The organism is Flammeovirga sp. AWQ4_249 (assembly GCF_056161045.1).
The window spans coordinates 80,972-95,769 of the sequence record NZ_JBSWYJ010000003.1; the positions used below are offsets into that span (position 1 = coordinate 80,972).

The 14,798-nt window shown below is 32.1% G+C and carries 12 protein-coding genes; 7 read left to right on the forward strand and 5 right to left on the reverse strand.

Annotation, left to right across the window (positions count from 1 at the left end):
- Positions 1 to 12: 12 nt before the first annotated feature.
- The 4 genes from ACXAHM_RS03940 to ACXAHM_RS03955 all read left to right on the forward strand — a co-directional run bounded on the left by ACXAHM_RS03940 (position 13) and on the right by ACXAHM_RS03955 (position 6,074).
- A complete protein-coding gene (locus ACXAHM_RS03940; protein ID WP_474959103.1) occupies positions 13 to 1,230 on the forward strand; it encodes a hypothetical protein in 1,218 nt (405 codons plus the stop codon).
- Between the two features lie 283 nt (positions 1,231 to 1,513).
- The gene (locus tag ACXAHM_RS03945) at positions 1,514 to 3,526 is read left to right on the forward strand and encodes a hypothetical protein (RefSeq protein ID WP_474959104.1); all 2,013 of its coding nucleotides are present in this window, start codon (positions 1,514 to 1,516) and stop codon (positions 3,524 to 3,526) included.
- Between the two features lie 3 nt (positions 3,527 to 3,529).
- Positions 3,530 to 4,102, forward strand: coding sequence for a YfiR family protein (locus tag ACXAHM_RS03950; RefSeq protein ID WP_474959105.1), 573 nt, complete (start codon positions 3,530 to 3,532; stop codon positions 4,100 to 4,102).
- Positions 4,103 to 4,148: 46 nt separating this feature from the next.
- Positions 4,149 to 6,074: a response regulator gene (locus tag ACXAHM_RS03955; RefSeq protein WP_474959106.1), complete on the forward strand. Its 1,926-nt coding sequence runs from the start codon at positions 4,149 to 4,151 to the stop codon at positions 6,072 to 6,074.
- Between the two features lie 33 nt (positions 6,075 to 6,107).
- Here ACXAHM_RS03955 and aroQ read toward each other — a convergent pair whose 3' ends face one another.
- The gene (aroQ, locus tag ACXAHM_RS03960) at positions 6,108 to 6,527 is read right to left on the reverse strand and encodes a type II 3-dehydroquinate dehydratase (protein WP_474959107.1); all 420 of its coding nucleotides are present in this window, start codon (positions 6,525 to 6,527) and stop codon (positions 6,108 to 6,110) included.
- A gap of 92 nt (positions 6,528 to 6,619) precedes the next feature.
- Here aroQ and ACXAHM_RS03965 point away from each other — a divergent pair, with 92 nt between their 5' ends.
- Positions 6,620 to 8,164: a hydroxymethylglutaryl-CoA reductase gene (locus tag ACXAHM_RS03965; protein ID WP_474959108.1), complete on the forward strand. Its 1,545-nt coding sequence runs from the start codon at positions 6,620 to 6,622 to the stop codon at positions 8,162 to 8,164.
- A 44-nt stretch (positions 8,165 to 8,208) separates the two neighbouring features.
- Here the strand turns inward: ACXAHM_RS03965 and ACXAHM_RS03970 are convergent, their stop codons facing one another.
- The 3 genes from ACXAHM_RS03970 to cobA form a co-directional block, all read right to left on the reverse strand.
- Positions 8,209 to 8,757, reverse strand: a complete 549-nt coding sequence (locus ACXAHM_RS03970; RefSeq protein ID WP_474959109.1) for a hypothetical protein — start codon at positions 8,755 to 8,757, stop codon at positions 8,209 to 8,211.
- Between the two features lie 86 nt (positions 8,758 to 8,843).
- Positions 8,844 to 9,245, reverse strand: coding sequence for a DUF4345 domain-containing protein (locus ACXAHM_RS03975; protein WP_474959110.1), 402 nt, complete (start codon positions 9,243 to 9,245; stop codon positions 8,844 to 8,846).
- A 79-nt stretch (positions 9,246 to 9,324) separates the two neighbouring features.
- Positions 9,325 to 10,077 carry a uroporphyrinogen-III C-methyltransferase gene (gene cobA / locus ACXAHM_RS03980; protein ID WP_474959111.1) on the reverse strand — a complete coding sequence of 251 codons (753 nt, stop codon included), beginning with the start codon at positions 10,075 to 10,077 and terminating at the stop codon, positions 9,325 to 9,327.
- Between the two features lie 330 nt (positions 10,078 to 10,407).
- On the opposite strand from cobA, the gene nirB reads away from it, so the two are divergent.
- Positions 10,408 to 12,897 carry a nitrite reductase large subunit NirB gene (gene nirB / locus ACXAHM_RS03985; RefSeq protein ID WP_474959112.1) on the forward strand — a complete coding sequence of 830 codons (2,490 nt, stop codon included), beginning with the start codon at positions 10,408 to 10,410 and terminating at the stop codon, positions 12,895 to 12,897.
- An 80-nt stretch (positions 12,898 to 12,977) separates the two neighbouring features.
- Positions 12,978 to 13,349 carry a nitrite reductase small subunit NirD gene (gene nirD / locus ACXAHM_RS03990; protein WP_474959113.1) on the forward strand — a complete coding sequence of 124 codons (372 nt, stop codon included), beginning with the start codon at positions 12,978 to 12,980 and terminating at the stop codon, positions 13,347 to 13,349.
- Between the two features lie 148 nt (positions 13,350 to 13,497).
- Here nirD and ACXAHM_RS03995 read toward each other — a convergent pair whose 3' ends face one another.
- Positions 13,498 to 14,724: a sulfate adenylyltransferase subunit 1 gene (locus tag ACXAHM_RS03995; RefSeq protein ID WP_474959301.1), complete on the reverse strand. Its 1,227-nt coding sequence runs from the start codon at positions 14,722 to 14,724 to the stop codon at positions 13,498 to 13,500.
- Positions 14,725 to 14,798 lie beyond the last annotated feature (74 nt).

Below are 14,798 nucleotides of genomic sequence, written 5' to 3' on the forward strand. Positions count from 1 at the left end.
AAATAGTCAAGAATGAAAAAATACTTTTTAATATTACTTGTTGGTATACTGATTTCAAATATTAGTTTATCAAATACACCACCTAATAAAATTCTTTCCAGTTTTAATAAAGTTTTAGGTGGTGGTAAGTATGATATAGGTAAAGCTATCGTCAAAGCTCATGATTCAGGATACATTATTGCAGGCCGATCAATTGGTACTAGCGGAAATATGGATATGAGTCTGTGGAAAATTGATGAAAGTGGAAACGTAAAATGGAACTTTAAATTTGGTGATACTGAAACTGAAGAAGTTTATGATATTATCCAAACAAAAGACGGTGGTTATATCACTGTTGGTAGTTCTGACTCTTATGGTTTTAGTGTTGACATTAAAGATACATGGGTCGTTAAAGTTAACGCTTCAGGTAAATTAATATGGAGACAAACATATGGTGATCAAACTTCGATTGAAGAAGGTACGACAATACAGTCTACAGAAGATGGTGGATATATCATAGGTGGATCAATTATTAAATTGGACAGTGAAGACCCTAGTGGAGATGCTTATCTTTTAAAGATTGATGACAAAGGTGTTGAACAGTGGAGAAAAACTTATGGAGGAGCTAAAAATGAATCTATTGTTGATATTGTTGTCAATAAAGATAGCTATACAGTTTTAGGAAATACAGAATCTTTAGGTAAAGGAAAATGGGATGTTTGGATGTTTAATACAACATTAGACGGCACTTTATCATGGGAAAAAACTTATGGTGGTGGTGACACTGAAAAAGCAAATCAGTTTGTTCAAACTGCTGATGGTGGATTTGCTATTGTTGGTTATTCATACACATTTGCTGAAGCTAGTTTAGATTGCTGGGTTGTAAAAACAGATAAACTTGGCACTCAAAAATGGCATAAATCTTTTGGAGGATTAAGTTATGACGAAGGACATGGAATTACAATAACTAGTGATGGTGGTTTTGCTGTTGTTGGATATACTGAGGTATGGGTTCCTGATGAGTACGGTGACAATACAAGCTTAGATGGTTTCAATACTTTACTTGTTAAGTTAGATGCTAATGGCAATAAATTATGGGAAAAATCTATTGGCGGAGTGAAAGAACAGAGAGGTAATGCAGTTATTGAAGCTGATAATAAGGATTTAATAATTGTAGGCTCAAAACAAACAAGTGATCAAAACAATTTTGGTATATTATTGATCAGAACAAATCCTAATGGTTCTATTTAATTAAACCTCTAGACCACTGAAAGTAAACTACTTCTATATAGCATTCATTATTCTCTTCACATCTTTTTCTTCATTATATGCACAATCTATTGAAGAAGCGGATAGTTTATACCAAATAAGAGAATACGATAAGGCATTGACACTTTACGAAAAAATTGCTGTCAAAAATATATCATCATGTTCAATTAAGTATAAATTAGGTGTTTGTATTTTTCAATCACCTTTTTCTAAGAAGGATGCTGAACCCTACTTTAGATATTTAATTGAGCATGATTGTTCTGACATGCCTTCCGATACATATTATTATCTTGCATCACTTCTTCATTATCAAAAAGATTTTTTAGATGCTATTAATTTTTATAATGAATTTTTAGAAGCAAGTTCAGCTTCTGATTCTTTATTAATAAAAGAAGCAAGACTTAAAATAGAACATTGTGAAAATGGAATAAAATTATCAAGTAATAATACGCAGTCAAATATTTCATCTCAGGTAATGGAAATTCCAATTAATACTTCCTATGATGAGACCTCTCCTATTATTTCCAAACTTGATAATTTTTTAGTCTTTAGCTCAAAAAGACAAAAAGATAGCTTTAACTATGTCTACGGTGATCAATATAAATTTCTTCCTCAAAATCTTCAAAGTAATGATGACGATGTTTATTTATCCTATCGAAAAGGTATTCAATTTCATCACCCCTACCCTCAATTTAACGGATCTGTAAGAGAAATCTATCCTCTATTTATTCAAGATGGAGCCTATATGTTATTATATATAGAGTACAATTCTGATCAAAGTGGAAAAGGAAATATTTATGAGACAAAAGTCAAGAAAGGAAGATGGTTAAAACCTAAAAAGCTAAACGAAAAAATCAATTCAGCTTATGATGAAAAAGGAGCATTTCTTGCAAATAATGGATCTACGATCTTCTTTGCCAGTAATCGACCTGGAGGAAATGGTGGATACGACATTTATAAAGCTATTAAAATTGGTAAAGATGATTGGTCTAATCCAATTAATTTAGGGCCAACAATTAATAGTGAGTATGATGAAGTATTTCCTTTTATACATAATGACAATAAAACTTTATATTTTTCCACAAATGGTATTTTATCTATTGGAGGATATGATATTGTTACCTCGACGAAAGAAGGTGCTACATGGTCAACCCCTAAGAATCTTGGGATAAACATTAATTCTGCTTATGATGATCTTCAATTTTCTCAGATTCCTAGTAAGAGATATTCCTATTTTTCTTCAAATAGACAAAATAAAGACGCAATTGGTGGATATGACATTTATTCAATATTTAAACCTATACACAAAATGCGAAGAGCAATTGTTACAGGTAATATTGAAGTCTCAAAAAATGGACATAAAATACCCATTCATTTAACTGTTAAAGATCAGAATAATATAACCTACAAAAAATATGTATACGACCCTGATCCTGAAACAGGCAAGTTCTTCATGATTTTATTACCAGGGAAAAATTATTCAATTACGATCAAGTATAATGATCTAGAGTTATATAATTTAAAAATTGATCTCCCAAAAGATACATATCGCTATCAATTAGTCAAAACATTCGAAATGAATGATATAGTTGTATTGAACAAAACTGTTGGATATGACATTACACCACTTGATTCACAATTTGAGGTAACTACTTTTGATCAAATTGAAGATAAAAAAGAAGAAGTTACTGATGCCAGATATGATGCTTTATTAATGCTTATGGAAATGATTGTTGATAGAACAGATAAAGACGGATTAGCTTCTCTTAATGCTTTAGATGATCCTGTTTTAGACCCGGTCATTTCTCAACAAGCAACTGGTAGTCCTGATCCATATTACACCCCTTTATTAGATCTCATCGAAAGGGCTTTTAACGAAGCAAACCCTAATTTATTGACCTCATTAGACAGTATGAGAGGCGATAGCGGCGAAAAGATTATTAAATTATCTGGAAATAATAATAATACAATTTTGGAACAAAGGTTCTATTTCGTGGATCAAGAATTTGACGTTTCTAGAGAAGCACATAAAACATTAAATGAAATTTCTACTTTCGTTCTTCCTCGTGGTGATCTTCAACTACAAATTACTTATTACACACAAGAAGATGGAAGTGAAATAAAATCTACTGACACTTTAACTCAAATGAGAATTAATTCTTTAAAGAATTACCTTGCATCAAATGGTGTACAACAGTGGAAAATTAAAGTAAACGAACAGACAATTAATTCATCTGCTGATAAAGGATGTCTTAAATTATCTATATTAATTAAGTAAGTTTTGAAAAAATATTTTCTAAACATATCCCCCTCAACATTAGCAGCAACTTTTGCGGTTATTTTGATCATGCTTTTGCCAAAAGAAAGTAGGGCTCAATTTGACGAATATGATATCAAAGCTGGTATGATAAATACTTTTGCAAAGTATGTTAATTGGCCATCAAAAGCTTTTGTTGAAGACGATAAACTTGTCCTAGGGATTCTCGGAGATGATCCTTTTGGTGATGTAATTGATAATATGTTTAGAAATAGATATGTCAATGGAAGAGCCTGGGAGATTAGAAGAGGACAAACGATAAAAGATTTAAAAGGTTCACATATCGTATTTATTTCAAAAGGTTTCTCTGAAGAGCAAGTAAAAACATTTTTAGAAGAGATTTATGAAAGAAACAATTCATTTGTTTTGACAATCGGCGACAATATTCCTAACTTTTGTAAAAATGGAGGTATAATTAATCTCACTCCAAACCTTCTTTATACATTAAATATTGTTTCCGCAAACAAAGCTCAATTAACTGTTGATGTTAAGCTGCTTAATCTTGCAAGTGATATAATACCATATGACCCAGATTAGTACAATATTATCGCAATCTTTAAGATACAAACTGATAGGTATCATTATGTTTGTAAGTTTGATTGCATCGTCTTTTTCCACTATCCTTTTTTTTCTTTATGATTTCCAGGAATACAAAGAGACATTTATTAAAGAGACTAAACAACTAGCTAAACTAATCGGTGATAATAATGATGCTTCCGTTGAATTACAACAAATTACCCCTGCTCAACGAAATATAAACGAACTCTTAAATAACAACCCTCAAATACTCACAGGTGTTATTTTTGATAAAGAACAGAGATTATTTGCCTTCTATAGTAAAACTGCACTAGATAAAGCAAAGGAACAAAATAATGAGGCTTATCAAAGAGCTATTCTTGATAAAGATTGGCAGATCTCACACGCTGATTTTATCCCAAGATTTTCTCAAAACAACACTAACTTCTCTCTTTTTGATAATTTCTTAGATATTTACGTAAGTACATTTGATGAGAATGGCAGAATAAATACGGTCTATTTAAGATCTGATCTGAGTTCAGTAAGAGATAGAATTACTACCTACTTCTTTATGTTCTTTATAATTGTAGGCTCTGTATTAATATTTGTCTCCACTCTTTCACTTCCACTACAAAGAACTATTTCAAAGCCAATATTAGACTTAGAAAAAACAGCAAACATTATTTCTAAGAAAAAAGATTATTCTATTAGAATCAAAGAAAGAAGAGACGATGAAATTGGCTTATTGATTGATGCATTTAACGGGATGCTTTCAAAAATTGAATTACAGAATGAGTCTTTAATTCATGCAAAAGAGGTCGCTGAGACGTCCGCTAAGGCTAAACAAGAATTTTTAGCGAACATGTCTCATGAAATCAGAACACCCATTAATGGTGTAATGGGAATGACTGATTTGTTACAAGACACTGACCTCAATGAAGAGCAAAAAAGCTTATTAAAGGTCCTAAAAGGTTCTGCCTCACACTTACTTGTTGTTATAAATGACATCTTAGATATCTCAAAAATTGAATCTGGGAAATTATCTTTTGAGGAACAGCAGATTAATATTAAAGAATTATCTAACTCAATAATCGATGCATTTACAGTACAAACAGATAAGAAAGGTTTAAATACCCTATTAGATATTTCGCAAAAAGTACCTGATAACATTATAGGTGATCCAGTCAGGCTAAAACAAATTTTGATTAACCTCTATTCAAATGCGGTAAAATTTACTTTTGAAGGAAGTATTATTCTTTCTGTTAGAAATAAAAAGGAAGATGATAAAATGATTACTTTGCAGTTCTCTGTGAAAGATACCGGTATTGGAATAGAAAAAGACAAGATTGAAAACATTTTCGATAGTTTCACACAAGCTTCAAATGAAACAACAAGAAAATTTGGAGGAACTGGATTAGGTTTAAGTATATCAAAACAACTTGTTGAACTTCAAGATGGTAAGATGTATATTGAAAGTACACCTAACCTTGGTAGTACCTTTTATTTTGAAATCTCTTTTAAGAAATATGAAGAGTCAAAAAATGAAGTTATCCCACTAGTATTAAAGGAAAATACTAAAGATGATAGTTCAGAAGATGGATCTAAAAAAATCTTACTTGTTGAAGACAATGAAGTCAATCAGATGCTAGTTTTAAGGTTATTAAAAAAATGGGGTTACGCCTCAGATTTAGCTGAAAATGGAAAAATAGCCTTAGAAAAATTGTCTGAAAATGATTATGATTTAATACTTATGGATGTTCATATGCCAGAAATGGATGGATATTCTGCTACTAAAGAAATAAGACAAAGCTTTACAACTTCCAAAAAAGACATACCAATTATAGCAATGACGGCCTCAGCTTTAAAAGGAGAATTCGAAAGATGTCAAGAAGCAGGCATGAATGATTATATCTCTAAACCCTTTAAGAAAGATAATCTTCTAGAAAAAGTTAAAGCTTATACAAATATTGATTCTCTTTCAAAAAACGAATAAGAGAATAATCATTCACTTATTATTTGATAATTTCTATTTTTCTATAAAAAATCTGACTGCTAATTCATAACCCTTAAGGCCTAAACCAGCAATAGTACCTACACAATTTTTAGCCATAAAACTGTGATGTCTAAATGCTTCACGAGCATGAACATTAGAGATATGTACTTCAATAACTTTAGTTTCTACACCAGCAATAGCATCTGCAATTGCCACTGAAGTATGAGTATAAGCTCCTGCATTTAAGACAATTCCATCATATGAGAAGCCTACTTCATGAATAATATCTACCAATGTTCCTTCGTGGTTACTTTGACGATATTCCATCTCTATATTTGGAAATGTTTTTTCTAATTTCTCAAAGTATTCTTCAAAACTTGTATTACCATATATAGTAGGCTCTCTTTTACCTAACAAATTAAGGTTAGGTCCATTTAAAATTAATAGCTTCATTTTATGATTATATTATTAAATTGTCTTGAAAGACGATTTTTATTCGTTTAACTCTAAACTATGTAATCCACACAGTAAAACCAAAATAAACTATGTTTATCCCAAGCATGCTGCTAAAGCAACTGTATACAAGAGGAAGTTTACAAAACACAGAAAAAGGTTTTGAATTCTCCATCAAAAATAGACTCAAAGATGCTGAAATAAAAGAGCTATTACATATAAAAATTGATGATAAAGAAATAGATAAAGAAAAGATTCTATTACATACTGCCGATAAACAAAGTATCAATGCTAATACTATAACTAAAGAAAATCGTCTAGACTTTACCTTAAGAACGCTTATAAAAATTGAAGTAGTTGACCATCCAAATCTTGCTACAGAAAAGCATGAAGTAGAGATTGGTGTGAAAGCTTCTCCATTTGGTACTTTAAAGTTTGCTGTTACTGATGCTATAAAGGATCAAAAAGAAATCGAAGTTAAGATTCCAAGAGATGAGATGGATGATTATGGAGAACCTATCATCAAAAAAAGACAAAAATTCATAGAGGAATTCACAGGTAGTGAAATCAATCATATTGGAAAATACTCAATTGATCCACATGAATTAGGAGGTAATATTGAACACTTTACTGGAGTTGCACAGATTCCAATGGGTTTTGCAGGCCCCATTAGAGTGAATGGTGAGCATGCTATAGGTGAATTTATGATTCCTATGGCAACAACTGAAGGAACGCTTGTTGCATCATATAACAGAGGAATGAAGGTTGCGAACATGTGTGGAGGAATTAAAGTCTCTGTTGTCGATGATGCGATGCAAAGAGCTCCTGTTTTTGAATTTGAAGATGCTAGAGGAGCAAGAGATTTTGTAAGCTGGATCAAAGTTAATTTCAAAAAAATCAAAGAAGAAGCGGAGAGTACATCTTCTATTGCTGATTTAGTATATATTGATCATTTCTTATCGAATAAGTTCGCATTCCTTAGATTTAACTTTAAAACAGGTGATGCAGCTGGTCAAAACATGGTGGGAAGAGCTACATTTGCTGCTTGTAGTTGGATTTTGGATCATTATACGGGTATACGTAATTTCTTTTTAGAATCTAATTTTGCCACTGATAAAAAAGCTTCTCAAATTAATATCATGAGAACGAGGGGTAAAAGAGTTACAGCTGAAATCACCTTAAAGAAAGAAGTATTACAACAGTATATGCGCGTTGATCCAGAACAATTAGATCATCACTCTAGAATATCTGCCATTGGTTCTTTTCTTTCTGGTGTAAACAACACTGGACTTCACTCTCCAAATGGTATTACAGCAATGTTTATTGCCACTGGACAAGATGTTGCAAATGTCTCAGAATCTAGTGCTGCAATTATTTATACTGAACTTACTGATAAAGGAGATTTGTATTTATCCATCACAATTCCTTCACTTATTGTAGCTACATACGGAGGAGGTACAGGTATTGGTACTCAAAAAGAAAGTTTGAAACTTTTAGATTGTTACGGTAAAGGAAAAGCACATAAATTCGCCGAAATTGTTGCTGCCGTAGTATTAGCGGGTGAAATTTCTTTAGCTTCAGCTATTTCATCCTCTGACTGGGTTAGTTCTCATGAACAATATGGTCGAAATAGATAAATAAGGAAAGGCTGTTGAAATTTTACTTCAACAGCCTTTTTTATTTATTCCTCACAATTTCTTTCCAACACACCAACTGATTGGTAAATAATTACATCTGGTAATGTTATTTCTGGAAAGAATGCATCAAAAGCTTTTAAGTTAACATAGTATTTTTGTTTATCTTCATCCCAAACAAATGACTTTACTCCTTCAATATGATTTAGAAGTTCAGACACTTCCGAAAATTCGTTATCTGAATCACAGTTAACTAATGAGGTTATTGGGGTTGATTCTTCTAAAATAAATGAATAAGAAAAATCAGTATTCAGTGTTAATGAAGAAAGCTGTGTGTTTACATCAATAGTTACATGTTCTTGTAAATTATTAATATCCACATCTCCTTTAAGAACTATAATAATCCTTTCAGCGGTAGTTCTAGTATTTAATAATATCTGAATATCATATTCATTTTCCTCCCCTATTTGAGGTAAATTAATACTAACATCTTCTTGATGAAAATAAATTTCTTGAAAAGACCCTGGGTTTACATTTGGATCGTCACAACTAAGTAACACAAAAAGTAAAGTTATAAGAGATAAGATTTTTTTCATAAAAGCAATTTATAGAATTCCACTTCTCTACGAAAATCTTTTTCATATTAAATTACTTTACTTTTTAATATTAAAATAACTTTGTCTCAAAAACTTCTATTTTGTAATATTTTTTCTTCATTTAAAAGAAAATAGGCTACTGGTATAATTGCATACTCCATTCCGACATATAATAAAAGTATAGGAGAAGGAATTCCATCAATTATAATACTCACTGTCCTTCCAATTGCTAAACCAAAACAAAAAACTGCGGTTACAATAATAGCAGCATTTGTATAATTTTCATTTCTAATTCCCAATAAGAAAAACCCTATTAACGCTAAATAGAGACCGCTAACAGCTCTTAAAATATAAGCTGCATCTGTTGACAATGCATTATTTGAAGAAAGAAAAAAAGTACTGAACCATTCTGGTTTTATACCATACATTAACGCAATTATTGATAAAGTAATTGAAAAGAAAATTAGGTATGCTTTTTTAAGATTCATATTCTTTAAATTTTGATTTTAAAAACATCACAAATGCATGATGTCAAACAAAAATAAAGATTGATCTATGATAATTAAATTATTGGTTCATCTCGGAGATTTTCACTAAATCTGTTGCCTTAGCACAATTAACTACTTCTCCAATAACTATTACAGCAGGTGGTTGTATTCCTTTCTCATTTGCTATTTCAACAATATTACTTAGAGTACCGGTTACTATTTTTTGATTCTTTTGTGATGCATTTTGAATTAAAGCAATTGGTTCTTTTTCATTTCTATACATCGAAAATAACTGAGAAATCAATTCTAGTTTACCTACACCCATAAGAATGACAATAGTTGCAGTAGATGCTGCTGCATGTGTTAGATCTTTAGATAATCCACCTGAACAAGTAGTTGCTGTCACAACCCAAAAGCTTTCATTAATTCCTCTTTTCGTAACAGGAATTCCAGCTAACGTTGGCCCTGCTAGTGATGAAGATATTCCCGGAACGACATGACATTCTATTCCAAAACTTTTAGCAAATTCTATTTCTTCTTGCCCTCTCCCAAAAACAAATGAATCGCCACCTTTTAAACGTGTTACCTCTCCATATTCGAACGCTTTTTTTACTATTAACTCATTTGTTTCTTCCTGTTGTAAATGATGTCGCCCTGCCCTTTTACCTACATAAATTTTTTCAACATGTTTTGGTATTAAGTCTAATATCTCTTCAGATACAAGTGCATCGTATAATACAACTTTACTCTCTTTTAGTAGTCTTGCTCCTTTTAAAGTAAGTAATTCAACGTCTCCTGGTCCAGCTCCGATTAAGTAAAAAGTAGGTATCATAGTTTTAATGTTTAGGTGAATTTTACTCAATTATACGTATTTATACTTAACAAGTCAAAATATTCAATTAAATACACACAACAAAAAGAAACTTTATTTTAAAATTTATCAATAAATAAACTTATAAAATACGAATACAATACAATAATTAAACTATTTATGAAAATATATCAATTATTAAACTACTAAGACTTGATCATAAATTACTTACTATTTATTAATTTAAAATCCTTTTTATCTATAAAATTGAATTTTTTTAAGTAACAATTATTGTTTTTTAAGTATTTATACGTAGTTTTACTTAAAATCAATATTAAAACAGGATCAATTATGGCAAAAATAGTTATTGTAGGAAACGGTATGGTTAGTTATAAGCTATGTGAAAAGCTTGTAGAGAAAAATTCATCCGCATCAATTACTGTCATAGGCGAAGAACCTCGTCCAGCGTATGATAGAGTACATTTAAGTGCTTATTTTGAGGACGAAAATGCAGACAAACTTACTATGGCACCTAAAGATTGGTACAACGGAAATGGTATCAATCTAATTACTAGCGAAAAAGTATCTAACATTAACAGACAAGAACAATACGTAACTACACATACAAATACTAAATATGAGTATGATTACTTAGTATTAGCAACAGGTAGTTCCGCCTTCGTACCTCCAATTAAAGGAGTAGAGAAAAAGGGTGTTTTTGTTTACAGAACTATTGAAGACCTAGAGATGATGATGGCTTATGGAAAGAAAGTCAAATCTGCTGCTGTTTTAGGCGGTGGTCTTTTAGGTTTGGAAGCTGCAAAAGCGGCAATAGATATGAATTTAAAAACTTCTGTGGTTGAATTTACTCCTCGACTTATGCCGAGACAAATTGACGAAGAAGGTGGTCTTCTATTAAAATCAAAAATGGAAGATTTAGGTATTGATATTTTACTAGGTAAAGCAACAAGTAACATTGAAGGAGAAGAGACTATGACTGGTCTATCTTTTTCTGATAACACTTCTCTTGATTGTGATATGCTTATCATTTCAGCAGGAATTCGTCCAAGAGATGAATTAGGTAAAGAAGCTGGGTTAAAAGTAGCTCAAAGAGGTGGATTTGTTGTCAATTCATTGATGCAAACTTCTGATGAAAAGATTTATGCTGTTGGTGAATGTGCTTCATATGAAGATATGATTTACGGTCTTGTAGGACCTGGTTATGATATGGCTGAAGTTGTTGCCGAGCAGATTGCAAATGACAACAAAGATTATACATTTACTGGATGTGATATGTCTACAAAATTAAAATTAATTGGTGTAGATGTAGCAAGTTTTGGCGAGCCGTTCTGTGATAACATCCCACATTACCCTATCACAATTAATGATAAAAAGAACGGTATCTACAAAAGAATCAATATAGATTTAGCAGGTAAAAAGTTATTAGGAGGTATTCTAATTGGAGATGCAGATGATTATAACATGCTTCATCAAATGTTTATCAACGAAATGGCTTTACCTCCACATCCACAAGATTTAATTATTAAAAGTTCTGGAGAAGAAGGAGGAGCTGGTATTGGAGTAGACGCACTTCCTGATACAGCACAAGTTTGTTCATGTGAAAATGTATCCAAGGGAGATATCTGCTGTAGTATCAAAGATGATGGAGTTACAGACATTAATGGTATCAAAGCTGCAACAAAAGCAGGTACTGGTTGTGGTGGTTGTATGCCAATGGTTAATAATATCCTTGAGGATACTTTAGCTAAAATGGGTACAGTTGTTCGAAAAGAAATTTGTGAACACTTTACATATACCCGTCAAGAGCTTTTTGATTTGATTAAGGTCAATGAAATTAAATCATACGAGGAATTACTCACTAAATATGGTAAAGGAGCGGGTTGTGAGACTTGTAAACCAGCAGTTGGGTCATTACTTGCTAGTATTTGGAATGATTTGATTTTAAAAGAATCTACAATCCAGGATACTAACGACAGATTCCTTGCTAATATTCAAAAGGGTGGCTCTTACTCTGTCGTACCTCGTATTCCTGGAGGAGAAATAACTCCAGATAAACTAATTGCTATAGGTGAAGTTGCTAAAGAATTTGACTTATATACAAAAATTACTGGTGGTCAAAGGATTGATTTATTCGGAGCTCGATTAAATGACCTTCCTTTGATCTGGGAAAAATTAATTAATGCAGGTTTTGAAAGTGGTCATGCATACGGCAAATCTTTGCGTACTGTAAAAAGTTGTGTTGGTAGTACTTGGTGTCGTTTTGGTTTACATGATTCAGTAGGTTTTGCCATTGAAGTTGAAAACAGATACAAAGGTTTACGCTCTCCACATAAGTTGAAAGGAGGAGTCTCTGGTTGTATTCGTGAATGTGCTGAAGCAAGAGGGAAAGACTTTGGTATTATTGCTACAGAAAAAGGTTGGAATCTTTATGTTGGTGGAAATGGTGGTGCTAACCCTAAACATGCAGTACTTTTAGCAGGAGATATAGATAAGGAAACAGTTATAAAATACTTAGATCGTTATTTAATGTTCTATATCAAAACAGCAGAACCATTACAAAGAACTGCTCCGTGGCAAGAAAAATTAGAGGGTGGAATCGATTATTTAAAACAAGTAATCTGTGAAGACTCTTTAGGAATAGGTGAACAATTAGAAAGAGATATGGAAATTTTAATTGCTCATTACACTTGTGAGTGGAAAGCAGCTATTGAAAATCCAGAAATGAGAAAAAGATTTACGCACTTTAGTAATGATGATTCTCATGATCCAACACAAAAATTCAAAAGAGAAAGAGGTCAGCGTTTCCCAGTTGCTTGGTAAATGCTTAAAATAAGTGAAGTACGCTTCTATTTTAGTGTACTTCTACACTACATTCTCCACCTTTTTAAATAAAGAAAACAATGACATTTGAACATAGTACATTAGAACAAGTTACAACTTGGGTGAAAGCCGGTCATGTTAATGACTTTCCCAAAGACGGAGGTTCATCTATTTTATATAAAGATCAACAGATTGCCGTTTTTAATTTCACGACCATTAATAAATGGTTTGCGACACAAAACCTTTGTCCTCATAAAAAACAAATGATTCTAGCAAGAGGAATTGTTGGAACTCAAGGGGACACACCTAAAGTTGCCTGCCCTTATCATAAGAAGACTTTTTCCCTAGAGACAGGTGAAAACCTCAACGGATGCGAGGATTCTATCACCACATTTCCGATCAAGATAGAAGATGATACCGTATTTGTTGGTCTCGTAGAGGAAAATAAATAGGTGAAAAGTAAATGATTGAAAACACTTCCATATGGAAGTGTTTTCTCTTATAGTTAGAATTTGGGAAAGAATTATTTTGATATTTTTACTTTTACTAAAAGAAAAGCGGAACCTCAAACTGAAGCCCCGCTTTATATCTACTGATGTTTTATGAAATCATTCCTGCTGCAACTGTTTCGTTCGTTGCTTCATCAATTAAGATTAAGCTTCCAGTTGCTCTATTTTTTGTGTAGGCATCAATTAATACCGGAGCAGAGGTTTTTATACTAACCTTACCAATCTCATTCATTTTAAGATCAACAACATCACTTAAACTTTCCATAGTATTGATATCCACTTTATCATCTATAGAAGTAACTATAGCTTCAACTTCATTAGAAGTATGTTTTAGAATGTATTTAGCATTCGGTTTTAATTCACTTCTATTCATCCAGCATAAAGTAGCTGAAAAAGAAGTTACATTTAGAGGTTGATTAACCGCTTTTGCTAATAAATCTCCTCTCGAAAGATCTAGATCATTTTCTAATGTAATTGCAACTGACATTGGAGGATATGCTTCTTCAAGTGGACCATCCATTGTTTCAATAGATTTAATAGAAGTTTGTTTACCTGAAGGTAAAGCAACAACTTCATCTCCTACTTTTAAAATTCCACCATCAACTCTTCCTCCGTATCCTTTGAAAACGTTAGTTTCAATCACTCTTTGAATTGGAAAACGTCCATTCTCAAGATCATGATCATTACTGATTTCAACCGTTTCCAGATTACTTAGTAAAGCACCTCCTGTATACCAAGGAGTCCTTTCAGAATCATCAACAACATTATCGCCTTTTAGCGCTGAAATTGGAATAAAACGAATATCCTCTACTCCAATTTTCGATGACACCTCTAAGAAATCTTCTTTAATTTTATTGAATTGCTCTTCAGAATAATCTACCAAATCCATTTTGTTGACAGCAACAATAATGTGTTTGATTTTCAATAATGAAGCAATATAAGTATGACGTCTAGTTTGTTCTATCACACCATTACGAGCATCCACTAACACAATGGCTAGATTTGCTGTAGAAGCACCTGTTACCATATTTCTAGTATATTGAATATGACCAGGAGTATCTGCAATAATGAATTTACGTTTTGGTGTCGCAAAATATCTATACGCAACGTCAATTGTAATACCTTGTTCCCTTTCAGCTTTAAGACCATCTGTTAATAAAGCAAGGTTTACGTTTTCGTCACCTCTAGACTTACTAGATTTTTCAATGGCTTCTAATTGATCTTCAAAAATTGATTTTGTATCATACATCAATCGACCAATCAGAGTACTCTTACCGTCATCTACACTACCTGCAGTAGTGAAACGCAGTAAGTCCATATTCATGTAAGATTGATCTACAGCAGCTGTAGAATCCTCTCTTTTAATACTTGGATTTGCTAATAAAGTTTCGC

Bases quoted from the DNA above. Each gene is read 5' to 3' on its own strand.
- ACXAHM_RS03940 (WP_474959103.1), top strand. From the start codon at position 13: ATGAAAAAATACTTTTTAATATTACTTGTTGGTATACTGATTTCAAAT.
- ACXAHM_RS03945 (WP_474959104.1), top strand. From the start codon at position 1,514: ATGCCTTCCGATACATATTATTATCTTGCATCACTTCTTCATTATCAA.
- ACXAHM_RS03955 (WP_474959106.1), top strand. From the start codon at position 4,149: ATGTTTGTAAGTTTGATTGCATCGTCTTTTTCCACTATCCTTTTTTTT.
- aroQ (WP_474959107.1), bottom strand. From the start codon at position 6,527: ATGAAGCTATTAATTTTAAATGGACCTAACCTTAATTTGTTAGGTAAA.
- ACXAHM_RS03965 (WP_474959108.1), top strand. From the start codon at position 6,620: ATGTTTATCCCAAGCATGCTGCTAAAGCAACTGTATACAAGAGGAAGT.
- ACXAHM_RS03970 (WP_474959109.1), bottom strand. From the start codon at position 8,757: ATGAAAAAAATCTTATCTCTTATAACTTTACTTTTTGTGTTACTTAGT.
- ACXAHM_RS03975 (WP_474959110.1), bottom strand. From the start codon at position 9,245: ATGAATCTTAAAAAAGCATACCTAATTTTCTTTTCAATTACTTTATCA.
- cobA (WP_474959111.1), bottom strand. From the start codon at position 10,077: ATGATACCTACTTTTTACTTAATCGGAGCTGGACCAGGAGACGTTGAA.
- nirB (WP_474959112.1), top strand. From the start codon at position 10,408: ATGGCAAAAATAGTTATTGTAGGAAACGGTATGGTTAGTTATAAGCTA.
- nirD (WP_474959113.1), top strand. From the start codon at position 12,978: ATGACATTTGAACATAGTACATTAGAACAAGTTACAACTTGGGTGAAA.
- ACXAHM_RS03995 (WP_474959301.1), bottom strand. From the start codon at position 14,724: ATGGACTTACTGCGTTTCACTACTGCAGGTAGTGTAGATGACGGTAAG.